The 22,569-nt window shown below is 50.1% G+C and carries 24 protein-coding genes; 18 read left to right on the top strand and 6 right to left on the bottom strand.

Features of this window, described 5'->3' with window-relative positions:
- Positions 1–59: 59 nt before the first annotated feature.
- Both dnaK and B5F34_RS11435 read right to left on the bottom strand, forming a co-directional pair.
- Complete coding sequence (dnaK, locus tag B5F34_RS11430) at positions 60–1,973, bottom strand: molecular chaperone DnaK (RefSeq protein ID WP_087339005.1); 1,914 nt, start codon at positions 1,971–1,973, stop codon at positions 60–62.
- A 237-nt stretch (positions 1,974–2,210) separates the two neighbouring features.
- On the bottom strand, positions 2,211–3,116 hold the full coding sequence (locus tag B5F34_RS11435) for a helix-turn-helix domain-containing protein (RefSeq protein ID WP_087339008.1): 906 nt from the start codon (positions 3,114–3,116) through the stop codon (positions 2,211–2,213).
- Between the two features lie 271 nt (positions 3,117–3,387).
- Between B5F34_RS11435 and B5F34_RS11440 the strand changes: the two genes are divergently transcribed.
- The 5 genes from B5F34_RS11440 to B5F34_RS11460 all read left to right on the top strand — a co-directional run bounded on the left by B5F34_RS11440 (position 3,388) and on the right by B5F34_RS11460 (position 6,856).
- Positions 3,388–4,569 (top strand): iron-containing alcohol dehydrogenase, encoded by a 1,182-nt coding sequence (locus B5F34_RS11440; RefSeq protein ID WP_087339011.1) that lies wholly within the window; start codon positions 3,388–3,390, stop codon positions 4,567–4,569.
- A gap of 332 nt (positions 4,570–4,901) precedes the next feature.
- Entirely contained in the window at positions 4,902–5,327 is a 426-nt protein-coding gene (locus tag B5F34_RS11445) for a phospholipase (protein ID WP_087339014.1), read from the top strand.
- Between the two features lie 11 nt (positions 5,328–5,338).
- Positions 5,339–6,166 carry a metal ABC transporter permease gene (locus B5F34_RS11450; protein ID WP_087339133.1) on the top strand — a complete coding sequence of 276 codons (828 nt, stop codon included), beginning with the start codon at positions 5,339–5,341 and terminating at the stop codon, positions 6,164–6,166.
- Positions 6,167–6,204: 38 nt separating this feature from the next.
- Complete coding sequence (gene tsaE / locus B5F34_RS11455; RefSeq protein ID WP_087339017.1) at positions 6,205–6,633, top strand: tRNA (adenosine(37)-N6)-threonylcarbamoyltransferase complex ATPase subunit type 1 TsaE; 429 nt, start codon at positions 6,205–6,207, stop codon at positions 6,631–6,633.
- A 4-nt stretch (positions 6,634–6,637) separates the two neighbouring features.
- On the top strand, positions 6,638–6,856 hold the full coding sequence (locus B5F34_RS11460; RefSeq protein ID WP_087339020.1) for an immunity 17 family protein: 219 nt from the start codon (positions 6,638–6,640) through the stop codon (positions 6,854–6,856).
- A 6-nt stretch (positions 6,857–6,862) separates the two neighbouring features.
- On the opposite strand, the gene B5F34_RS11465 is transcribed toward B5F34_RS11460, so the two are convergent.
- Together B5F34_RS11465 and B5F34_RS11470 are read right to left on the bottom strand one after the other, a co-directional pair.
- Positions 6,863–7,294 (bottom strand): nucleoside deaminase, encoded by a 432-nt coding sequence (locus B5F34_RS11465; RefSeq protein ID WP_087339023.1) that lies wholly within the window; start codon positions 7,292–7,294, stop codon positions 6,863–6,865.
- Between the two features lie 15 nt (positions 7,295–7,309).
- Positions 7,310–7,543: a hypothetical protein gene (locus B5F34_RS11470; RefSeq protein ID WP_087339025.1), complete on the bottom strand. Its 234-nt coding sequence runs from the start codon at positions 7,541–7,543 to the stop codon at positions 7,310–7,312.
- 83 nt (positions 7,544–7,626) lie between these two features.
- Between B5F34_RS11470 and B5F34_RS11475 the strand changes: the two genes are divergently transcribed.
- The 10 genes from B5F34_RS11475 to B5F34_RS11520 all read left to right on the top strand — a co-directional run bounded on the left by B5F34_RS11475 (position 7,627) and on the right by B5F34_RS11520 (position 18,253).
- Positions 7,627–7,992 carry a YraN family protein gene (locus B5F34_RS11475; protein WP_087339028.1) on the top strand — a complete coding sequence of 122 codons (366 nt, stop codon included), beginning with the start codon at positions 7,627–7,629 and terminating at the stop codon, positions 7,990–7,992.
- Positions 7,993–8,004: 12 nt separating this feature from the next.
- Positions 8,005–8,784: a biotin--[acetyl-CoA-carboxylase] ligase gene (locus tag B5F34_RS11480; RefSeq protein ID WP_087339031.1), complete on the top strand. Its 780-nt coding sequence runs from the start codon at positions 8,005–8,007 to the stop codon at positions 8,782–8,784.
- A gap of 13 nt (positions 8,785–8,797) precedes the next feature.
- Entirely contained in the window at positions 8,798–10,117 is a 1,320-nt protein-coding gene (locus B5F34_RS11485; protein ID WP_087339035.1) for an MATE family efflux transporter, read from the top strand.
- A gap of 84 nt (positions 10,118–10,201) precedes the next feature.
- On the top strand, positions 10,202–11,404 hold the full coding sequence (locus B5F34_RS11490; protein WP_087339038.1) for a 6-bladed beta-propeller: 1,203 nt from the start codon (positions 10,202–10,204) through the stop codon (positions 11,402–11,404).
- Between the two features lie 363 nt (positions 11,405–11,767).
- Positions 11,768–13,411: a fumarate hydratase gene (locus B5F34_RS11495; RefSeq protein WP_087339041.1), complete on the top strand. Its 1,644-nt coding sequence runs from the start codon at positions 11,768–11,770 to the stop codon at positions 13,409–13,411.
- 229 nt (positions 13,412–13,640) lie between these two features.
- Positions 13,641–14,714, top strand: a complete 1,074-nt coding sequence (mutY, locus tag B5F34_RS11500) for an A/G-specific adenine glycosylase (RefSeq protein ID WP_087339136.1) — start codon at positions 13,641–13,643, stop codon at positions 14,712–14,714.
- A gap of 38 nt (positions 14,715–14,752) precedes the next feature.
- Positions 14,753–15,199: a single-stranded DNA-binding protein gene (gene ssb / locus B5F34_RS11505; protein ID WP_087339044.1), complete on the top strand. Its 447-nt coding sequence runs from the start codon at positions 14,753–14,755 to the stop codon at positions 15,197–15,199.
- 23 nt (positions 15,200–15,222) lie between these two features.
- On the top strand, positions 15,223–16,587 hold the full coding sequence (gene gldE / locus B5F34_RS11510) for a gliding motility-associated protein GldE (protein ID WP_087339045.1): 1,365 nt from the start codon (positions 15,223–15,225) through the stop codon (positions 16,585–16,587).
- Between the two features lie 9 nt (positions 16,588–16,596).
- On the top strand, positions 16,597–17,223 hold the full coding sequence (locus B5F34_RS11515; RefSeq protein ID WP_087339048.1) for a 4'-phosphopantetheinyl transferase superfamily protein: 627 nt from the start codon (positions 16,597–16,599) through the stop codon (positions 17,221–17,223).
- A gap of 22 nt (positions 17,224–17,245) precedes the next feature.
- Positions 17,246–18,253 carry an ABC transporter ATP-binding protein gene (locus B5F34_RS11520; RefSeq protein WP_162609330.1) on the top strand — a complete coding sequence of 336 codons (1,008 nt, stop codon included), beginning with the start codon at positions 17,246–17,248 and terminating at the stop codon, positions 18,251–18,253.
- Here the strand turns inward: B5F34_RS11520 and B5F34_RS11525 are convergent.
- Positions 18,237–19,469: a Cof-type HAD-IIB family hydrolase gene (locus B5F34_RS11525; RefSeq protein WP_087339054.1), complete on the bottom strand. Its 1,233-nt coding sequence runs from the start codon at positions 19,467–19,469 to the stop codon at positions 18,237–18,239. The two genes, B5F34_RS11520 and B5F34_RS11525, sit on opposite strands and share 17 nt — an antisense overlap.
- Before the next feature lie 224 nt (positions 19,470–19,693).
- On the bottom strand, positions 19,694–20,563 hold the full coding sequence (locus B5F34_RS11530; RefSeq protein WP_087339057.1) for an NAD kinase: 870 nt from the start codon (positions 20,561–20,563) through the stop codon (positions 19,694–19,696).
- A 105-nt stretch (positions 20,564–20,668) separates the two neighbouring features.
- On the opposite strand from B5F34_RS11530, the gene B5F34_RS11535 reads away from it, so the two are divergent.
- The 3 genes from B5F34_RS11535 to B5F34_RS11545 all read left to right on the top strand — a co-directional run bounded on the left by B5F34_RS11535 (position 20,669) and on the right by B5F34_RS11545 (position 22,562).
- Entirely contained in the window at positions 20,669–21,382 is a 714-nt protein-coding gene (locus B5F34_RS11535; RefSeq protein WP_087339060.1) for a pyridoxine 5'-phosphate synthase, read from the top strand.
- A gap of 9 nt (positions 21,383–21,391) precedes the next feature.
- Positions 21,392–22,111: a MotA/TolQ/ExbB proton channel family protein gene (locus B5F34_RS11540; protein ID WP_204245602.1), complete on the top strand. Its 720-nt coding sequence runs from the start codon at positions 21,392–21,394 to the stop codon at positions 22,109–22,111.
- A 67-nt stretch (positions 22,112–22,178) separates the two neighbouring features.
- Positions 22,179–22,562, top strand: coding sequence for a biopolymer transporter ExbD (locus tag B5F34_RS11545; RefSeq protein WP_087339066.1), 384 nt, complete (start codon positions 22,179–22,181; stop codon positions 22,560–22,562).
- Positions 22,563–22,569: the final 7 nt, after the last annotated feature.

A 22,569-nucleotide genomic window follows, 5' to 3' on the forward strand; every position in this document is an offset into this window, starting at 1 on the left:
TGCAACTCGTTGAGCTGCACGCTTTTGCTTGCGATTTAGTATTTGTTTACTTATCGGAATCATTTGACTTCCTCAAAGTCCGCATCTTGTACATTGTCACCTTGTTTGCCTTGGTTATTGTTAGCTTGCTGGCCAGCATTACCCTGGGCACCGGCACCGCCTTGTGCACCGCTTTGAGCGTACATCTCAGCACTGGCAGCTTGGAAAGCTGTGTTCAGTTCTGACATTGCACTGTCAATGGCTGCCAAATCTTGAGCCTTGTGGGCATCTTTCAGTTTCTGCAAAGCAGCTTCGATAGGAGCTTTCTTGTCAGCCGGGAGCTTATCACCCAAATCTTTCAGCTGATTTTCGGTTGTGAAGATCATGGAGTCTGCTTGATTCAGTTTGTCCACTTTCTCACGTTCTTTCTTATCTGCTTCAGCGTTGGCTGTAGCTTCAGCTTTCATGCGTTCGATTTCTTCCTTGCTCAAGCCACTGGAAGCTTCGATTCGAATGGCTTGTTCCTTGCCTGTAGCCTTATCCTTGGCAGATACTTTCAAGATACCGTTGGCATCAATATCGAAGGTTACCTCAATCTGAGGAACACCACGGCGTGCAGGAGCGATACCCGTCAGGTTGAACTGACCGATGGACTTGTTTTGAGCAGCCATAGGACGCTCACCTTGCAATACGTGGATGGTTACTTCCGTCTGGTTGTCGGCAGCCGTCGAGAAGACTTCGCTCTTCTTGCACGGGATGGTTGTATTGGCGTCAATCAGCTTAGTCATGACACCACCCATGGTCTCAATACCCAGTGTCAGCGGAGTGACATCCAACAGCACGATGTTGCCCACACCGGCTTCCTTATTCAATACGGCACCCTGGATAGCAGCACCCACGGCTACTACTTCATCGGGGTTCACACCCTTGGAAGGCACCTTGCCGAAATAGTCCTGAACTAATTTCTGAACAGCGGGGATACGGGAAGAACCGCCCACCAAGATTACTTCATCAATATCAGAAGTGCTCAGACCTGCATCACTTACTGCTTTCTTACACGGTTCCAGACAAGCTTGAATCAAATCATGTGCCAATTGTTCGAATTTAGCACGAGTCAAAGTCTTAACCAAGTGCTTGGGAACGCCACCTACCGGCATGATATACGGCAGATTGATTTCTGTAGATGTAGAAGAGGACAATTCAATCTTGGCCTTTTCGGCTGCTTCTTTCAGACGCTGCATAGCCATCGGGTCGGTTGTCAGATCCGCACCTTCATCGTTCTTAAACTCCTGTACCAGCCAGTTGATGATAGCTTGGTCAAAGTCGTCACCACCCAAGTGAGTATCACCGTTGGTAGACAATACTTCGAACACGCCGCCACCGAATTCCAGGATAGAAATATCAAATGTACCACCACCCAGGTCGAACACAGCCACCTTCATGTCTTTGTTGGCTTTGTCGATACCGTAAGCCAGAGCTGCTGCCGTAGGTTCATTCACAATACGTTTTACATCCAAACCTGCAATCTGTCCGGCTTCTTTCGTTGCCTGGCGCTGAGAATCGGAGAAATAGGCAGGCACTGTGATAACAGCTTCTGTTACTTCCTGACCCAGATAATCTTCAGCTGTCTTCTTCATCTTCTGAAGAATCATGGCAGAGATTTCCTGCGGTGTGTAGTGACGTCCGTCAATGTCCACGCGGGGCATACCGTTGTCATTGACTACGGGATAAGGCACGCGTGATACCTCTTTCTGTACTTGTTGCCAATTTTCACCCATGAAACGCTTGATAGAATAAACCGTGCGTTTCGGGTTAGTGATGGCTTGACGTTTGGCGGGGTCACCCACTTTACGTTCACCACCATCTACAAATGCTACTACGGAAGGAGTCGTACGCTTGCCTTCGCTATTTGCAATCACTACAGGTTCGTTGCCTTCAAATACGGACACACATGAGTTTGTAGTTCCTAAGTCAATACCAATAATTTTTCCCATGACTGTTATTTTTTATTTGTTATTATTCATTTTTATTCTGTCCACCTTACCGGCAGACGTTATGCATAAGACAAACGTCGTGCCAAAACATACATGGGAAAGATTTCATTATTCTTTTGGCAGAGTAACTGACAAACTGACATAAACGGCTCTTCGGGGGATAGCTCTCGGCTGTGTGGTAGGGCCGTTTCCTGCCTGTCGGTGAGCCGATGTCCTTTAAGCATCCTCCCGTTACTTTTACAATGTTGCCGATTTACGGTATTCGTTGGGTGACAATCCTGTGTTTCTTTTGAAAACGCGATTGAAATGTTGTGAGTACTGGAAGCCTAAGTCGTAGGCAATCTGCGAGACACTTTTCTCCGAACCAAGCAACATGTCTTTGGCCAGGTCCATAATTTTGGCTTGAATGTATTCCTGGGGACTTTTCCCGGTTTCTTTCTTAACCAAATCGCCGAAGTAGTTGGGCGAAAGAAACACGGCTTCTGCAAAATAACGTACGGTGGGGATGCCTGCTGTCTGCGTCTTCCCGCTCTGGAAATAGTCGTCGAGTAAATGCTCAAAACGTGTCAGTACGTCTTTATTGGCTTCCGTGCGGGTGACAAACTGACGGTTATAGAAGCGCATGCAATAATCCAGTAAGAGCTGTATGTTTCTGGAAATCAGTCTCCGGCTCAATTTGTCTATCGGGTGCGTCAATTCCATCCTGATTTTCGACAGGCAGTCTAATATAATTGTTTTTTCGTCATCCGACAAGTGAAGAGCCTCCCGCGAATCATAGGAAAAGAAAGAATAGCTTCTGATTTCCTGTCCCAGCGATGTGCCCTTGATGAGGTCCGGATGAAAGACTATGCCTTTCGCTTTAGGCTTTACCCCTTCCGGCATGTCTGTTTCCGTCACTTGTCCGGGGGCAAAACTGGTAATGGTTCCTTCCTGATAATCATACGGCTGCCTGCCATAACGGATATCTCCGCATTTTGTCTCTTTCAGGAAAAGTGCATATACGCCATAGTTCACCGTGAAATGGGTAGGAAAACTGGTCGCTTGCGACAAGTCTATGACATTGACCAGCGGATGGAGTGTCTCAAGACCGAACAGCCGGTTATAATCATCCACCGTATTCAGTTTTATGATTCCTTCTTTCATATAATTATATAGGGATTAAGTCTGAGGCAAATGTACAAATTCTATCCATAACTTTCGCGTAAAAGACTTGGAATCTGTAAAAGAGGTATCATTTTCTGTAATGTTGTTACAAACTGTCACTTGCCGGCCCCGTCCTATCAGGAACAAGCCTGCCGGTTAGGGACGAATCTGTAAAAAGGATTGGTTCTTCTGTAATCTGGATACAACCGGAAGAGGACATTTCTTCTACTTTTGCAATCAAGAAATACAAGTAACAAACTTTTGTACGATTATGAATACAAACTTGAATTATGACATGTATGTCCCCACTCGCGTAATGTTCGGAGCAGGGATGTTGAACAAACTTAGCGAACAACCGATGCCGGGCACACGCGCCCTTATCATCATCTCCAACGGCAAGTCGACTCGTGCTAACGGCTATCTGGCCCGTACTGAGGAACAACTGCACCGGGCGGGCATAGAAACAACCGTGTTCGACGGCGTTTCGCCCAATCCCACCGTGGGCAATGTCAATGCAGGAGCACAGGCGGCCCGCGAGAACGGTTGCGACTTCCTGGTTGCCCTCGGAGGCGGCAGTGTGATGGATTGTGCCAAAGCCATTGCCATCATGGCCACTAACGAAGGTGAACTGTGGGATTACGTACCGGTCGGCTCGGGCAAAGGAACTCCCATTGCCGTAAAGCCGCTGCCTATCGTAGCCATCACCACTACGGCTGGCACCGGTTCGGAAACGGACAATTCGGGTGTTATCACCAAAGAAGACACGTTTGAAAAAGCCTTCGTAGGCGACGTTTCGCTCTACCCTGTGCTCTCCATCGTCGACCCGGAGCTTATGACCAGCGTACCTCCCACGTTTACAGCCTACCAGGGATTCGATGCCCTCTTCCACAGCACCGAAGGTTACATTGCCCGTGGTGCCAACCTGATGAGCGACATGTATGCACTGACTGCCATTGAGAACCTGGCCAAATATTTGCCCCGTGCCGTGCAGGAAGGAAAAGACCTGGAAGCCCGTACTCACGTGGCTTGGGGTAACACGCTGTCCGGTGTAGTAATGTGTCTGACGCTTATTACCAGCGAACATGCTTTGGAACATGCCCTCTCGGCTTATCACCCTGCTTTGCCTCATGGTGCGGGACTTATCATGATAAGCAAGGCTTATTATAAATACTTCATCGAACATCACGCTTGCGATGACCGTTTCATACGCATGGCGCAAGCCATGGGAATGCCTGAGGCTGACAAGCCCGAAGACTTTCTTACCGCCCTTGGTCGGCTGCAAGAGGCTTGTGGCGTGGCAGACCTGAAGATGTCCGATTATGGCATTACTCCTGCCGAGTTCGAGACGTTGATGCGCAACACCCGTGAGGTGATGGGAGTGATGTTCTCCAGCGATCGCATACAGATGTCTGATGAAGATATTGTGGAGGTGTACAGACAATCTTACCGATAATGACCATGCTGCAAATAGCTTAGCAGTAATGTTGCAGTAGCTTAGCAGCAGCCTTGCAATAGCTTAGCAGCAGCCTTGAAACAGATATGCAGGAAGGCTGCATAATATGGGCAATTGTCTTGTAATTGCACGTGCCTGTTAATCAACCTGATCAATCTGCTCTGCCGAACTGACAGCAACCGACATGCGGCCTGTTGTCGGGCAGAGTTTTTTTGTGTCCGGTGCCACAACTTCATCTTTCCGATTTTGTCATCTCCCAAACAAACCGTATCTTTGTCCGTCCTTTCTGACCGGGAAGAGTAGAACCGTTTTCATAAACCTAACGTATAAATATGTGGATACTCATCATAGCTTTGTTCGCCCTGGCTGTATTGGCCGCCCTGATGGGATGGATACGCAACCGGAAGCTGCAACAGAAAGTGGAACGCGGAGAAATAGAACAACTGCCAGAAGTAAACCCCGTAGACATGGAATGCTGCGGACAGCACGAAGTGTGCGAGAAAGAAAGTCTGCTGGCAGCTGTGAGCAAGAAGATAGAGTATTACGACGATGAAGAGCTGGACCGTTACATCGGCACTCCGCCCGATGGCTATACGGCAGAGCAGGAAGACGAATTCCGCAACGTGTTCTACACCATGCGTGAGGAAGACGTGGCTGGATGGGTGCGCAGCCTGCAACTACGTGGTATCGCGTTGCCCGATGCTCTCAAAGACGAAGTGTTCCTCATTATCGGCGAACGGAGGAACGGCAAACAATGACGAAGATTGTTATGGACTTACTGCAATATACATTCATTCAACATGCCCTTATCGGCAGCTTACTGGCCAGCATCGCTTGCGGACTGGTAGGGACATACATTGTCACCCGGCGGCTGGTATTTATCAGTGGCGGACTGACACACGCCTCGTTCGGAGGAATCGGGTTGGGACTTTACACGGGGTTGCCACCTATCCTGTCGGCAGCAGTGTTTGCCGTGCTTTCTGCATTCGGGGTAGAATGGCTGAGCAAACGCAAGGATATGCGTGAGGATTCGGCCATTGCTGTTTTCTGGGCTTTGGGCATGGCAGTGGGCGTGATGTTCACATTTCTTTCGCCCGGGTTTGCTCCCGACCTTTCGGCCTATCTGTTCGGCAATATTCTGACTATCACCCAAAGTGACTTGGCATTGCTGGGAAGTGTAGCGGCTGTGTTGGTCATCTTCTTTGCCCTGTTCATTCATCCGCTTACATATATGGCGTTCGACCCGGAATTTGCCCGTTCTCAAGGGCTGAATGTGCAGTTGTTGGAATATGTAATGATGATGTTCATTGCTCTTACCATCGTGGCCTGTCTGCGCATGGTGGGTATCGTGCTTGTCATCTCACTGCTCACCATTCCGCAAATGACAGCCAACCTTTTTGTACACCGTTTCCATCACATCATTTGGCTGTCTGTCGGAATCGGTTATGTCAGTTGTCTCGGTGGATTGTATCTCTCATTCCGTGAGAATATTCCTTCGGGAGCATCTATCATATTCTTTTCTATAGTCATTTATGCCGTGTGCAAAGCAGTCAAAAGCCTGTGGATATACCGCCGGCAACGCCGGCTGCATGAGTAAGCCACGCCACAATAATCATTCAACAACAATAATATATTATGAAGGAAATCAAGATTCAATCATTAGAACAGATTCACGAGGCCGCCCGTCAATTCATCGAAGCCATGGGCGAAAATACGGTGTTCGCCTTTTACGGTAAGATGGGGGCGGGCAAAACGACCTTTATCAAGGCTGTGTGCGAGGAGCTTGGCGTGACAGATACGGTTACTTCGCCTACCTTTGCCATCGTCAACGAATATCGCTCCGACACGACGGGCGAACTGATTTACCACTTCGACTTCTACCGTATTAAAAAGCTGGAAGAGGTGTATGACATGGGCTACGAAGACTATTTCTATTGTGGTGCCGTGTGTTTCATCGAGTGGCCGGAACTGATAGAAGAACTGCTGCCCGGCGATGCAGTGAAAGTAACCATCGAAGAGCGGGAAAGCGGCGAACGTCTCATCTGTGTGAAAGACCCCGAATAAAGATATGGCCAGCCAATACATCATACAAGGTATCTTTGCGCTGGCAGGCATTCTGTCTCTGCTGGCGGCATTGCTGGATTGGGATTGGTTCTTCACGGCACGCAACGCCCAGTTTGTGGTCCGCAACGTAGGACGTCGGCAGGCACGTTGGTTCTATGGAGTGCTGGGAGGGATACTTATTGGGATGGCGGCGTTTTTCTTTACGCACACAGGTAAAGGTTGAAGCCCTTCAGCGACGGGCGGCAAAGAAGTCCTTCATCAAAGCGGTGCATTCACTGGCCAGTACGCCGCTTGTAACCTCAGTCTTGGGGTGCAGAGCCTGAGGGGCGTAGCGGAGATAGCCGCGCTTCGCATCCTCTGCTCCGAAGACCAAGCGCTTCAGTTGCGACCATCCGATGGCTCCTGCACACATTACGCAGGGCTCTACGGTGACATAAAGCGTGCATTCGTTCAGATATTTGCCGCCCAAAGCGGAGGCTGCGGCTGTAATGGCCTGCATCTCGGCGTGGGCAGTGACGTCTGTCAGCGTCTCGGTAAGATTGTAGGCACGAGCAATAATGCGGTCTTTGCATACTACTATGGCACCTACCGGAACTTCGCCCTTTTCAGCGGCCCGGCGGGCTTCGGTCAGTGCTTGTCGCATGTAGAAAGTATCATCCATCTTCCTTTATCTTAGTTATCTCCGCATATCGTGTTCGCCAAACAAGGTGGGATAATCATCCTCCATATTCTTGTGAATGAAAGCCAGGATGGTCTCACGAAACCAGCGCGACTTGTTCGTTATCTTGTAGCGGGCAAGATAACGGTCCACTATACGCTGCTCTTCCTTGCTGAGAAGGCAAACAATACGGTGCTCGCGTTTGGGCTCAAGCGGAGTGGCTTTGGCGCAGGTTTTGTCTCTTTTTCTCATATTCTCTGCAAATTTACATCTACTTCGTTAAATACAAAACAGAAAAAGCCTATTTTTGCACGAAATTAAAGAAAACAGGCGATATGACAGCACCCAATATTCTCGGAAAGGCAGGCGAAGATGCTGCCGTGGACTATCTGGTTCGAAAGGGATATACCATACTTGACCGTAACTGGCGGAAGAACCGCCTCGAACTCGACATTATAGCCGCCAAAGACGGAACGCTGGTGTTTGTCGAAGTGAAAACTCGGCGCAACACTGAGTTCCGCCAGCCCTACGAGGCCGTGGATTGGAAGAAGATACGCCATATCGTGACTGCTGCCGACACCTATATCAAACTGCACGACTTTGAAGGACCGGTGCGTTTCGATATAATGACGGTGGTAGGACGTGAAAGCCATTTCGACATACAGCACATAGAGGATGCGTTTGACTCCCCTATTTTCTAAGAAGAACAGAAGATGAACATACAGAACAAAATACATCCGTTTCCCTTGATACGGCTGGATGAAACAGATTCTACTAACCGCTATCTTGCCCGCTTATGCGACCGCGAAGCCGTGGACGAATATACCACGGTAGTCACCGATTACCAGACTGCCGGACAAGGGCAACGGGGAAATACCTGGGAATCGGAACGCGGCTGCAACCTACTGTTCAGCTTTGTGCTTTACCCAGGCTTCCTGGAGGCACGACGCCAGTTCCTGCTGTCGCAGCTTACTGCTTTGGCTGTCGGTGAAGAGCTGGCACTGCGGGCAGAAGGCATCTGCATCAAGTGGCCTAACGATATTTATTGGCATGAGAAGAAAATATGCGGTCTGTTGATAGAGCACGAACTCGCTGGTACGCATATAGCCCGCAGTATAGCTGGTATTGGGGTGAATATCAACCAGGAGGTGTTCCGCGGTGATGCTCCTAATCCTGTATCGCTGAAACTTATCACTGGGCGGGAGTACGACCGGGAGGATATTTTGCGTGGAATCATCGCCCGCGTGCAAGATTACTACACTGCTTTACAGAGAGACACTCAAGGTAACGCTTTGGAAGGCGCTGCGGCAGACATTGCCCGGAAATATGACCGGGTACTTTTCAGACGTACGGGGCTACATCCTTATGAGGATGCGCGTGGACGCTTCAACGCACGCCTGCTCCGGGTGGAAGGAGACGGACGGATGGTGCTGCAGGATGAGACTGGAGAAGAACGGAGCTATCTGTTCAAGGAAGTGCAGTATCTCCTCTAAGACTGGCCGTATCATGAAATCTATCGACCGACAGATTCTTCGCATTGCCTTGCCATCCATAGTAAGTAATATTACTGTGCCCCTGCTGGGATTGGTAGATGTGGCCATCGTGGGGCATCTGGGTAGTCCGGCTTACATAGGTGCTATAGCCGTGGGGGGATTGTTGTTCAACATCATCTATTGGATATTTGGCTTTCTGCGCATGGGTACCAGTGGCATGACATCGCAGGCTTACGGGCGACAGGATGCCGCCGAGACCTTCCGTCTGTTGGTGCGGGCCATAGGATTGGGCTTGTTAGTGGCGGTGGTGCTTATAGCCTTGCAAATACCTATCGTACATGGTGCTTTCTGTTTCATTCAACCCACAGAAGAGGTGCGCATACTGGCCGAGACCTACTTCCATATCTGTATCTGGGGAGCGCCTGCTATGTTAGGATTGTATGGCCTGACGGGTTGGTACATCGGCATGCAGAACTCGCGCATTCCCATGTTGGTAGCCATCGTGCAGAACGTGGTGAATATCGTTGCCAGTCTTGCCTTCGTCTATGGAGGCGGCATGAAGGTGGAAGGGGTGGCACTGGGTACGCTCACGGCACAATGGGCAGGCTTCCTTATGGGGTTGGGGTTGTGGGTGCACCGATATGGAAACCTGAGACGGTACGGACTGAAGGGCGTATGGAAGCGTGAGGCCATGAAACGCTTCTTCGGCGTGAACCGCGACATCTTCCTGCGCACGCTTTGTTTAGTGACCGTGACGATGTTTTTCACTTCGGCTGGGGCGGAGCAAGGCGAGATTGTATTGGCTGTCAACACCCTGCTCATGCAACTGTTTACTCTGTTTTCTTACGTCATGGATGGCTTTGCCTATGCGGGTGAGGCATTGAGCGGACGTTACGTCGGTGCACACGACCTGCTGACTTTCCGCCGGACTGTGCGGCGTCTCTTTGTCTGGGGAGTGGCCATGTCGGTGCTCTTTACCCTGACTTATGCAGGAGGTGGGCATGCTTTTCTGGAATTGCTAACGGACGAGGCGGCAGTGATTGCGGCATCGGACGAGTATTTCCCTTGGGCGCTGGCCATACCGATGGCAGGTATGGCGGCTTTCGTGTGGGATGGCGTGTTCATAGGTGCCACTGCTACCCGTGGGATGCTGCTGGCTATGGCACTGGCAGCTGCTGGTTTCTTTGCCCTCTACTACGGACTGCGGTCTGCTATGGGTAATCATGCACTCTGGCTGGCATTCAATGTCTACCTGTTGATGCGCGGATTGGTACAGACGGGGCTGGCACGTGGGGTGGAACGGAAAGCTTTTATATCTACTGATAAAACGTAAAATAAAAAAAAACAGCATTGTACGCTTGTGTTTGTCTTCGCTTTTCGCTAACTTGCGCCCGTTAATCCTAAAAACACGAGTAAGATGAAAGCTGTTAAATTATGGGGGCTTTCCGCATTGGCTATGGTGCTGGGAGCTTGCGGCGGAAACCAGTCTGCCGGTGAACTGACGTTAGACAATCTGCCTGTGGTCGCTACGATGGAGGCTGTCGGGCAAGATTCGGTATGCGTGTTACATCTTGACAAGTTGGGCAAAGATACTCTTACCATTGCCCTGAGCCAATATCTGGAAGACTTCCGCCTTGTCCGTCTGGATAACCGGGATGAGGCTTTGACGAGAGGAGGTGGTGTTTGCCTGGGCAACTACTTCATAACGGGAGGCGGGTCAAGAGAAGCCTGCCGCTTGTTTGACAAAGACGGGCGATTCCTCTTCCGGGTGGGCAATAACGGCCAGGGCCCCGGCGAATACTGGGCTGTGTATAACAAGCAGATAGACGAGCAGAACCGACGCATCTACCTCATGCCTTGGAATGCCACCTCCCTGCTGGTCTACGACCTCGACACCGGTGCCTACCTTTCCTCCATCCCTCTGCCCACCATGGTGCCGAAGGGAGTGTTTACGGTAGATGCCGCCAAGCAAACGGTCATCGTGGGCATGCTTCCGTTCAACGACATCGAAGGGGCACGCGTGGTGTGGCAACAGGACTTTGAAGGCAATGTGCTGCAGGGCATTGATGCCACTCCCTACGCTGTGGTGCCAGACTTTAGTAACGAGGTGAGCAATATGGACAACATGGAAGGCACGTTCGATTTCTACCTCTTTACCTGGGTGACCCAAGCTGATACACTCTATCACTACATCGCCGAAGAAAATCGGCTGAAGCCTGTTTTCACTCTCAATATGCCGGGCGACCCCATCCAACATTATTACACTGAATTGCCTGACTGCTACCTGATGGATGTGACGTTGGAATGGGCACAAAACCAGTATGGAACCTACGTTTCCAAACGGGCAATCATCTTGGTGGACAAGCGCACAGGCAGGGGAGGCTTCGTGCAGTTTGTCAATGACAAGGTCGGCAACCTGCCTACAGACAACGCAGCTTTCCTCTTCAACAACGGCTACTTCATGCAAAGCATCGAACCGGGCGAACTTGCCCTGCGCATTGATGAGGCTCTCTCAAGCCCCGGCGGACTCACACTCAAGCAGCAAGACGAACTGAAGTCGCTCCGTGCAAGCATCAACGAAGATGACAATACGTACCTTTTCGTGGGCAAACTGAAATAGGCATACACATAGCCAAGGCAGCCGCAGAGGGGACTGGCAACCCGATGGGCTGCCTTTTTTTATGTCTGCATCCGGCCCCATCAGGCTTATCTGTGGAATAGCTTCTTATCTTGTTGATATATACTGGTTTATTTCTTATATATAACCAGTCTGCTTCTTATCCCTTAGAATGCCGCTTCTTATCCCTTAGAAAGAAGCCTCTTATACCTTGAACATTTCATTGTCGTCGGAAACCGGAACTTGTATCCGATGTTTTTCTACTCTTTGCACGAAGAAAGCTACTTTGGAGAAAGGATTTTCCAATAATACTTCTTATCTTTGCGCATACGAATAATCAACCGATTAATAATACATATAGTAATTATGGCAACAACACCCGAATTCAAGTATGCGCCCATGTTCCAATTGGGCAAAGACGACACGGAATACTACCTGTTGAGCAAGGAAGGCGTGTCGGTGAGCGAGTTTGAAGGCAAACCCATCCTGAAAGTCAGCCCCGAGGCTTTGACGATGTTGACCCATGCGGCTTTCCGTGATGTCAATTTCCTGTTGCGCCGTTCGCACAACGAACAGGTGGCGGCAATTCTGACCGATCCCGAAGCCAGTGAAAACGACAAGTATGTGGCTCTGACTTTCCTCCGCAACGCCGAAGTGGCCAGCAAGGGACAGTTGCCTTTCTGTCAGGATACCGGCACGGCCATCATCCACGGTGAGAAGGGCCAGCAGGTATGGACCGGGTTCTGCGACGAAGAAGCCCTGTCGAAAGGCGTGTACAAGACTTATACGGAAGAGAACCTGCGTTATTCGCAGAATGCTCCGCTCACGATGTATGATGAAGTGAACACGCGCTGCAACCTGCCTGCACAGATTGATATTGAGGCTACGGAAGGCGATGAGTATAAGTTCCTTTGCGTGGTAAAAGGCGGTGGCTCTGCCAACAAGACTTATTTCTATCAGGAAACAAAGGCCCGCATACAGAATCCGGGCACGCTTGTTCCTTTCCTTGTAGAAAAAATGAAGAGCCTGGGCACGGCGGCTTGTCCTCCTTACCACATCGCTTTCGTCATCGGTGGTACGTCGGCCGAAAAGAACCTGCTTACGGTGAAGCTGGCTTCTACACATTATTACGACAACCTGCCCACTACGGGCGACGAGACGGGTCGTGCTTTCCGTGATGTGGAGCTGGAAAAGCAGTTGCTGGAAGAGGCGCACAAGATTGGTTTCGGTGCCCAGTTTGGCGGAAAGGCTTTCGCTCACGATGTGCGCGTTATCCGTCTGCCGCGCCACGGCGCTTCTTGTCCGATAGGATTGGGAGTAAGCTGCTCGGCCGACCGCAATATCAAGGCTAAAATCAACAAAGACGGTATCTGGATTGAGAAGCTGGACGATAATCCCGGCGAATTGATTCCCGCCGAACTGCGCAATGCAGGCGAAGGTGGTGCCGTGCGTATCGACCTGAACCAGCCGATGAGCGAAATCTGTAAGATTCTCTCGCAGTATCCCGTTGCTACGCGTGTCAGCTTGAACGGTACCATCATCGTGGCCCGCGACATTGCTCATGCCAAACTGAAAGCGCGTCTGGACGCCGGTGAGGACTTGCCTCAGTACTTCAAGGATCATCCCGTGCTCTATGCCGGTCCTGCCAAGACGCCTGCCGGTATGCCTTGCGGCTCCATGGGCCCGACGACTGCCAACCGTATGGACCCCTACGTAGACGAGTTCCAGGATCATGGCGGTTCGATGGTGATGATTGCCAAGGGCAACCGCACGCAAGTGGTGACCGATGCATGCCAGAAGCACGGCGGATTCTACTTGGGTAGCATCGGAGGTCCGGCAGCGGTTCTTTCGATGAACAGCATCAAGAGCATTGAATGCGTCGAATATCCTGAACTGGGCATGGAGGCTATCTGGAAGATTGATGTAGTAGACTTCCCAGCTTTCATTCTGGTGGATGACAAGGGCAATGACTTCTTTAAACAGCTAAAGCCTTGGAATTGCAAGAAATGATTTCCTAATCCATTGTATTTACAGGTGTGTCAAGACAAATACCGTCTGGTGGGCTTCCCGGTGCCACCTGCTTAACAACGGGTGAGGTTTGCCTGAAGTTCGGATTTGTCAGTTGAACACGATTATTCTTCTTTGTCCTGACCAGGACGTTTGAGGGGGTGGCAAAATGCAAAGTAACTTTTCATTTTGACGCCCCCTTATGTATGCTCGTATTAAGATTTTGTGTGATATGAATTCATTCAGCGACATATTATTGGCATGGTATCGTGACAACAGGCGTGCATTGCCTTGGCGTGAGGTGAAAGACCCTTACCTGATATGGGTATCCGAAATAATCCTGCAACAGACACGGGTAGCACAGGGCTATGATTATTATGCGCGTTTCGTGCAACGTTTCCCGGATGTGAAGTCTCTGGCAGAAGCCGACGGAGATGAAGTGATGCGGTATTGGCAGGGGTTGGGGTATTATTCGCGGGCTCGTAACCTGCATGAAGCAGCCCGGAGCCTTCAGGATGGTGTCTTTCCTGACACCTACGAAGGGGTGCGGTCTATGAAGGGGGTGGGAGACTATACGGCGGCGGCTATCTGTTCTTTTGCCTACGGTATGCCTTATGCAGTGGTGGATGGCAATGTCTATCGTGTGTTGTCACGTTATTTCGGCATAGATACTCCCATTGATTCTACGGCAGGGAAAAAAACTTTTTCTGCTCTGGCACAGGAAGTGCTGGACAAAAAACGCCCCGGCGATTATAACCAGGCAATTATGGATTTCGGTGCCTTGGTGTGTACGCCTCAGTCGCCCCAATGTCTTTTTTGTCCATTGGCAGAAAGTTGTGCGGCATTGGCTTCGGGACAGGTATCTGCCTTGCCGGTGAAGCAGCATAAAACTAAGCAGACAGACCGTTATTTCAATTATCTGTTGGTCGTTTTAGGAAGAGAAGATACTTTGATTCGCAAGCGGACGGGAGACGACATCTGGAAGAACCTTTTTGAACTCCCGCTGTTGGAAACCTCTAAAGACATGAGTGTGGAAGAATTTTTAGCTTCCGATATACTGGCAGACTTTTTGCAAGGTCATGCCGAAGCCGTGATAAGGCCTTTGGCTCGCGATGTAAAGCATGTCTTATCTCACCGCATCATTCATGCCCATTTTTATGAAGTGGTTTTGCCGGAAGGGACAGAAACATTTGCTGGCTATCAGCGTGTACGGCTGGTCGACTTAGAACGCTATGCCTTCCCGCGTCTTTTGCATGCCTTCTTGGAAAAACTTCTTAAAAACGGGGATGATTCTTGCAAGATGTAGATATTCTCGTTAAATTTGGCACGATATTTTAGATAATTATGGGAATAAACAAAGTAATACTGGTAGGTAATGTGGGGCAGGAGCCTAAAGTTACTTATTATGAGGGTGGAAGCTGTGTGGCGCAGTTGTCATTGGCAACCACGGAAAAGGGCTATACTTTGCAGAGCGGCATTCAGGTGCCGGACCGTACAGAATGGCATAACCTTATTTTCAGAAACCGTTTGGGAGAGGTAGTGGAAAAGTATGTGCACAAAGGTGACAAGCTCTATGTGGAAGGTAAAATCCGTACCCGCTCGTATGATGACCAGGCGGGTGCCAAACGCTATGTGACGGAGATTTTCGTAGACGTAATGGAGATGCTTTCGCCGAAACCGGTCTCTCCCCAGCAGGGAGCGGGAATGGCTGTGCCGCCTGTGCAGGCTACGGCAAAACCACAGAACAGCACACCGGTGCAAGAGAATTTGACGGACGACCTGCCGTTCTGATTGTTTAACTAAAACGAATATCTTTGGACTCGGATTCTTACTTATGTCTGGTGGCAGATTTCCTGGGAGGATTCTCTGTCACCGCCCCTTCACCGTCGGCCATGTGTGCCGTGATTCTGGCAGGCTTACTCCTGCTTGTGTCAGCCTTTGCATCTGCTTCGGAGACGGCATTTTTCTCATTGTCTCCATCTGAATTGGCATCTGTGGCCGAGCGGAAACACGCCTCCGATGCGCGCATAGCCAAATTGCTTGACGATACCGAACGTCTGCTGGCCACTCTGCTCATCACGAATAATGTGGCCAATGTGGCTGTTATTCTACTCTGCAATTTCTTTTTCGTGGACGTGTTCCATTTCTTCATTCCTGCGGCTCAGTTTGGGGTGCTGATGGTGGTTCTCTGCGTGCTCATTCTTTTGTTGGGCGAGATTATTCCTAAAATGTTTTCTGCTCAGAAGGCTTTGGCTTTCTGCCGTTTTGCTTCACCGGGAGTCGAAGTGTGCCGTTCGGTTTTCTATCCGTTTGCATCGCTTATGGTGCGGGGGTCTTCGCTGATGGACAAGTGGCTTATGCGCAGGAAAGGGCGTACAGGCTTGTCGGTTGACGAACTTTCTCATGCGCTGGAGCTGACTGATAAAACGGAACTGAAAGAAGAAAATAATCTGCTGGAAGGTATTATCCGCTTTGGCGAGGAGACAGCCAAGGAAATTATGACCTCTCGTCTGGATATGGTAGATTTGGAGATACGTACACCTTTTAAGGATGTATTGAAATGTATTGTGGAGAATGTCTATTCGCGCATACCTGTTTATTCAGAGACGAGAGATAATATCAAAGGAATTCTGTACATCAAAGACTTGCTACCGCATCTTTCCAAAGGCGATGGTTTTCGTTGGCAGTCGCTTATCCGCCCGGCCTATTTTGTGCCCGAAACCAAGATGATTGATGAACTGTTGCGCGATTTTCAGGCTAATAAGATACATATCGCTATCGTGGTGGATGAATTCGGAGGCACTTCAGGGTTGGTAACCATGGAAGATATCATAGAAGAAATTGTAGGCGAGATTCGTGATGAGTACGATGATGAAGAGCGTACTTATGCCCGTCTTGACGAACATACGTGGGTGTTCGAAGCCAAGACACAGTTAATAGATTTCTATAAGATTACGAAGATAGAAGAAGGAACATTCGACGAAGTGGCGGGCGATGCCGATACCTTGGCTGGATTGGTACTGGAACTGAAAGGGGAATTTCCTGCCCGGCATGAAAAGCTGACATGGGACCGTTATGAGTTCGAAGTGCTTGAATTGGACAACCGTCGTATTTTAAAAGTAAAATTCACCATTTGCGAAAGTCTTGTTACTTTGGCAGATGAGGATAAATCTGAATAATTTGTATTTATGGCTTTGTTTTGGCAGCATCAGGAGCCTGGCTGGCGTTGGGGCGTTTGGAAAATGGAGGAAACTTATGAGGAGTTGTGTGCTTTGTTGCCTCATGCCGTGGTGATGCAGGCCGAGCAGTCTTTCTCATCTCTTCACCGAAGGCAGGAATGGCTGTCGGTACGGGCTTTGCTGGCACAATGTGCCGGTAGTGGTGTGCAGATTGGTTACCTTCCTTCGGGAAAGCCATATCTGAATGATGACTCTGCTTTTATCAGTATTTCACATACACGCGGGTATGTTGCTGTCATGCTGGGGGAGAAGCCGCTGGGTATTGACATTGAGCAATATGGAGCACGGGTACATAAGGTGGCTTCCCGGTTTATGAGAGAGGATGAAAGGGCCGGTACCTGGCAGGAAGACGATACATGGGGATTGCTGTTGCATTGGTCTGCCAAAGAGGCAATGTTTAAGTGCTTGGGCGAGCAGGAGGTGGACTTTCGGGAGCATTTGCGTATTCTTCCTTTTGAAATCAAGGAGAAGGGAGAGTTTCTGGCCCATGAGTGCAAGACGGCTGCATGTCATGGCTTCCGGGGGTATTACTGGCTGCATGCCGATTTTGTGCTGACAGCCGTGACGTTTCTGTGATGTTGAAAGCCGTGTCTACAATATAGAACATAAAACGATGATTGAATTGCAAGACTTAGCGGTGGGATACCGGTCGAGGCGTGGCATCAAGGTGGTGGCCGATGCCATTAACGGTACGATATGTCGCGGTGAACTGACGTGTCTGTTGGGAACCAATGGAGTAGGGAAGTCCACTCTGTTGCGTACCCTTTCTGCTTTCCAACCTAAGTTGGGTGGAGGTATATATATAAATGGTAAAGAACTGGACGAATATACCGGCAGACAATTGGCACGGCTTATCGGCGTGGTGCTGACGGAGCGTCCCGAAGTACATAATCTTTCTGTAAGTGATTTGATAGGCCTGGGGCGCAGTCCATACACCGGTTTTTGGGGCGGTTTGGATGAGGTAGACCGTGAGGTTGTGCAGAAAGCTGTCGCGTTGGTGGGCATAGAAGGTCTGATGGGGCGGATGACAGATATGCTGAGTGATGGAGAACGACAAAAGGTGATGATTGCAAAGGCTTTGGCTCAGGAAACGCCCATTATTCTGCTGGATGAGCCTACTGCCTTCCTTGATTTTCCCAGCAAGGTGGAAATCATGCAACTGCTCCATCGGCTCAGCAGGCAGATGCAGAAGACTGTTTTTCTTTCCACGCACGATTTGGATCTTGCCTTGCAATTAGCGGATAAGGTATGGTTGATGGGTGAGGGAGGCAGTTTGGCAGTGGGAACGCCCGAAGATTTGGCACTGGACGGTGTCTTGGCGAAATTCTTTCTCCGCAAGGGCATTGCTTTTGACGGGCAGGCCGGGTCGTTTCGGGTGGCAAATGAATGTACGTGCAAGATACGGCTTTGTGGGACAAACCCACGGGTGGCGATGGTAAAAAAGGCACTTCGCCGCAACGGCATAGAAGCCGGCGACGAAGTGCAGTCAGATACTTGTATTGAAGTGGATGAGGAACATTATCTTCTTAACCGTCCGGGACAACCCCTGCAGACCGCATCGACGGTAGAAGAACTGTTGCAACTTCTGGCTATTTCTTCTTCATAATACTGTTTACTACACGGATAGACGACACCAGTTTGTTGGTAGAAGTAAACACATCTACGTTCCACACATGCGATGAGCGCCCCTTGTGCACAATGGTGCCTACAGCCCGTACCGTATCGCCTTCGTGTGCCGAAGATATGTGGTTGCCGCTTACTTGCATTCCCACAACGATTTCGTCCGGCTTGCAGGTAATCATGGAGCCTAACCCGGCGACCGTTTCGGCCAATGCCAGTGTAGCTCCTCCATGCAGGATGCCGAAAGGCTGGCGCGTGCGTTGGTCTACGGGCATGGTGGCTTCGATACGGTCTTCTGAGGCGTAAGTGTATTGAATGCCCAGATTGCCCATCAGAGCGTATTTGCCGCGTTCGTTCAGCAAATCCAAGGGGATTTCAGAAGCATGCACCTCGGATAAGATGGCTTTCTCGACAGCCAAAGCTACGCCGTCTTCTTCGTTGGAAGCAGTCACATAGTCGGCACAGACTTTCACGGAATCGGGCGCGTGTCCCATGGCGATACCTAAACCTGCCGTCTGCAGCATGGTTACGTCTGCCACTCCGTCGCCGATGGCAATCGTCTCTTCGCGTGAGATTCCCAGCATGTCCAGCAAGACTCCCATTGTATTGGCTTTGTCTATGCCGCAAGGCACAGCTTCCAGGTAGAACGGTTCGGAGGGGAACACGTCCAACGTGCCCGCCAGGCGTTTCTTCCAGTGGTTTTCCAATCCAGCCAGGGCTTCATAGTCGTCGCTTACCAGCATCACCTTGCAGGGAGAGAAGTCGATGGCTGTGGAAAACTCTTCTTCTCTGATGATTTTCAAGTTGTTTAACTTGGCTTCCTGTTGGATGTGCGGATTGTCCGGATTGCTGGACAGGATGGTATCATCGTGGTAAGTGAAGATGTCGAAGCTGTTCTTTCTCGCTTTCTTTTCCAGATAGGGAATCAATTCCGGGTTGATGCGACGTTCGAAAACGATTTCTCCGTTTTCTGCCTTGATGATTTGGCAACCGTTGTATGAGATGACAAATCCGCCATAGTTGCCCAGTTCCAAGGCTTTGGCCAGCGGAATGATTCCGTAAGTCGGTCTGCCTGAGGCCAAGACAATCCTGACTCCCGTTTGTTGTACTTTCAGCAAGGCACTTAGGGTGCGTTTGCTGATTTGGCATTCGTTGTTGAGCAATGTCCCGTCTACGTCCAGGACTAATAGTTTGTACTTCATGGCCGATAGGATTTTGATTGGAGTACAAATATAGTCATTTCTTTGAGAAAGGCACAAAGAAAGTGGGCAAAAGTTTGTTATATTTGGCGCTATAGACAAAGACAGCCCGACTGCGGCTGCTCCTTATAGCTAAGGAGGCGGCTTCATGGCGCTTGGCAGTGCGCTTCTAATCGCTAAGAAAAAACGTGCCGGTGAGGTGTCGTTAACCTTTCAGAATGAGTTGCTTATCGGAGGTCTGCTCCCCACATCATTTTGTTGCGCAGTGTGTCGAAGAAGCGGTGATTAAAGCGTTTCACTACCTTGATGGTGTAGTCGGCCTTCGAAATGGTGAGCCGTGTGTTTTCCTGACACGACTCGCTGCGTCCGTCGATAGCCACGAGGAAGTTATGGCTTCGGCTCTCCACGTCCAGCGTGATTTCCCGGTCATCGCAGATGACGATGGGGCGCATGTTGAGGCTGTGCGGCGCTACGGGAGTCAGGGCAATGGTTTTGCTGTCTGGTGCTATGATGGGTCCGCCTACACTGAGAGAGTAGGCCGTAGAACCGGTAGGGGTGGCCACTATCAGCCCATCGGCCTGATACGTCGTGAGTAGCGAACCGTTTACGGTGGCGCGGATGCTTATCATCGACGAACTGTCCCGTTTCAGCACGGCAATCTCGTTGAGGGCATAAGGGGCTTTCTGCAGGTGCGGGTTGTTGCATTTCAGTTGCAGCACGCTTCGCTCTTCGGTGCGGAAACGGTGCTCGTATATCTCGTTGAAGGTTGTTTCCATTTCTTCCGGTGAGATGTCGGCCAGAAAGCCCAGGCGGCCTGTGTTGATACCCAGGATGGGAATGCCTTTTCTGCCCACGTGGCTGGCGGCTTTCAGGAAAGTGCCGTCGCCTCCCAGACTGATGACCATGTCGGCTTGGAAATCGTCGTTGTCAAACAAATCTGCATGCGGAATCTGCAAATGGGCATCTTTGCACAAAAACTCGTAGAAGTCGCGGCTGATACAGAGTTGAGCCTGGTGCTGCTCCAGCAAGCGGAACAATTGTTCTGCATGCAACGACTTCTTGGCTTGGTAAGTGTTACCGAATAAGGCAAATCTCATATCATTTTCTTTTTTTACGGGATGCAAAGATGGCATTTTTTTTGTAGAATGCACCAAGGTATTGCTATTATTTGTATTTTTGCCCCCGAACTATAACGTAGGATTATGACAAAATTGAGTGTAAACATCAACAAGGTGGCCACGCTGCGCAACGCGCGGGGTGGAAATGTGCCTGATGTGCTGAAGGTTGCACAGGATTGCGAAAACTTTGGCGCGGATGGTATAACGGTGCATCCCCGTCCTGACGAACGGCATATTCGCCGGAGTGACGTCTATGCCCTGCGCCCCTTGCTTCGTACGGAGTTTAACATCGAGGGATATCCCTCACGCGAATTTATAGATTTGGTGTTGCAGGTGAAACCTCATCAGGTGACGCTGGTGCCGGACAGCCCTACACAACTCACCTCTAATGCCGGGTGGGATACGAAAGCGCATTTCACCTTCTTGAGCGAGGTGCTCGATGCGTTCAACAATGCGGGCATCCGTACTTCCGTTTTTGTTTCTACCGATGCGGAGATGATAGAGTATGCTGCCAAGGCCGGTGCAGACCGCGTGGAACTCTACACGGAACCTTATGCCTCCGCCTATGCTGGCAACCGGGAGGCAGCGGTAGCCCCTTTTGTGGAGGCTGGTAAGGTGGCGCGCAATTTGGGGCTTGGCCTGAATGCCGGGCACGACCTGAACCTGGAGAATTTGAATTATTTTTATCAGAATATTCCTTGGCTGGATGAAGTGTCGATAGGACATGCACTGATTTGCGATGCCTTGTATTTAGGACTGGAACGCACCATTCAGGAATATAAAAACTGCCTTCGTTAAATGAATTTTATGGAAGCAATGACGATGCTGTTGGCTCAGGCAGCTACTTCGCTGAGCGATACAATTGCCGGAGCCAATCCGGTGCTTACGCCGGTGGAAGCTGCCGGAGAAATGAATCTGTGGGATATGGCCGTGAAGGGCGGCTGGATTATGATTGTGCTGGCTGTGATGTCGCTGATAGGTTTCTATATCCTTTTCGAGCGCAATTATGTTATCCGCAAGGCCGGGAAGGAAGACCCGATGTTTATGGATAAGATAAAAGACTACATCCTGGGAGGGGAAATCAAGGCTGCCATATCCTATTGCCGCAGTGTCAATACTCCCTCGGCCCGCATGATTGAGAAGGGAATCACCCGTCTGGGGCGCCCTGTGAATGATGTGCAGGCTGCTATAGAGAATGTGGGTAACATTGAGGTGGCCAAACTGGAAAAAGGGCTGACCATCATGGCTACGATTGCCGGAGGAGCACCGATGCTGGGATTCCTGGGTACGGTGACCGGTATGGTACGCGCCTTCTTCGAAATGGCTAATGCCGGAAATAACATAGACATCACTCTTCTTTCGGGAGGTATTTATGAAGCGATGATAACAACCGTGGGGGGACTGATTGTCGGCATTATTATGATGTTTGCCTATAACTATCTGGTGACTTTGGTGGACGGGGTGGTCAACAAGATGGAGGCTAAGACTATGGCCTTTATGGATTTGCTGAATGAACCCGCCAATTAAATATGAACGAACCTAAACAGATGAACTTGTGTTAAAACGTAGAGCTAAAATATCACCTACCTTCAGCATGGCGTCCATGACGGACCTCATCTTTCTGTTGCTGATATTTTTCATGATTACTTCGACGGTGGTGTCGCCCAATGCCATCAAGGTGTTGCTTCCCCAAGGCAAAGAGCAGACCTCTGCCAAACCTTTGACGCGGGTTATCATCGACAAGGAGTTGAACTATTATGCAGCTTTCGGCAATGACCGCGAGCAGCCCGTTACACTGGACGAACTGCCTGGGTTCCTGCAATCGTGTGCCGAACGCGAGCCGGAGATGTATGTGGCTCTTTATGCCGATGTGTCAGTGCCATACGGCGAAATTGTGAAGGTGCTGAATATTGCCAATGAGAATCATTTCAAGATGGTGCTGGCTACACGTCCACCCGACAGTACTGATAATGAATAACTCTTTT

Source organism: Mediterranea sp. An20 (genome assembly GCF_002160055.1).
Lineage (GTDB): Bacteria > Bacteroidota > Bacteroidia > Bacteroidales > Bacteroidaceae > Bacteroides > Bacteroides avicola.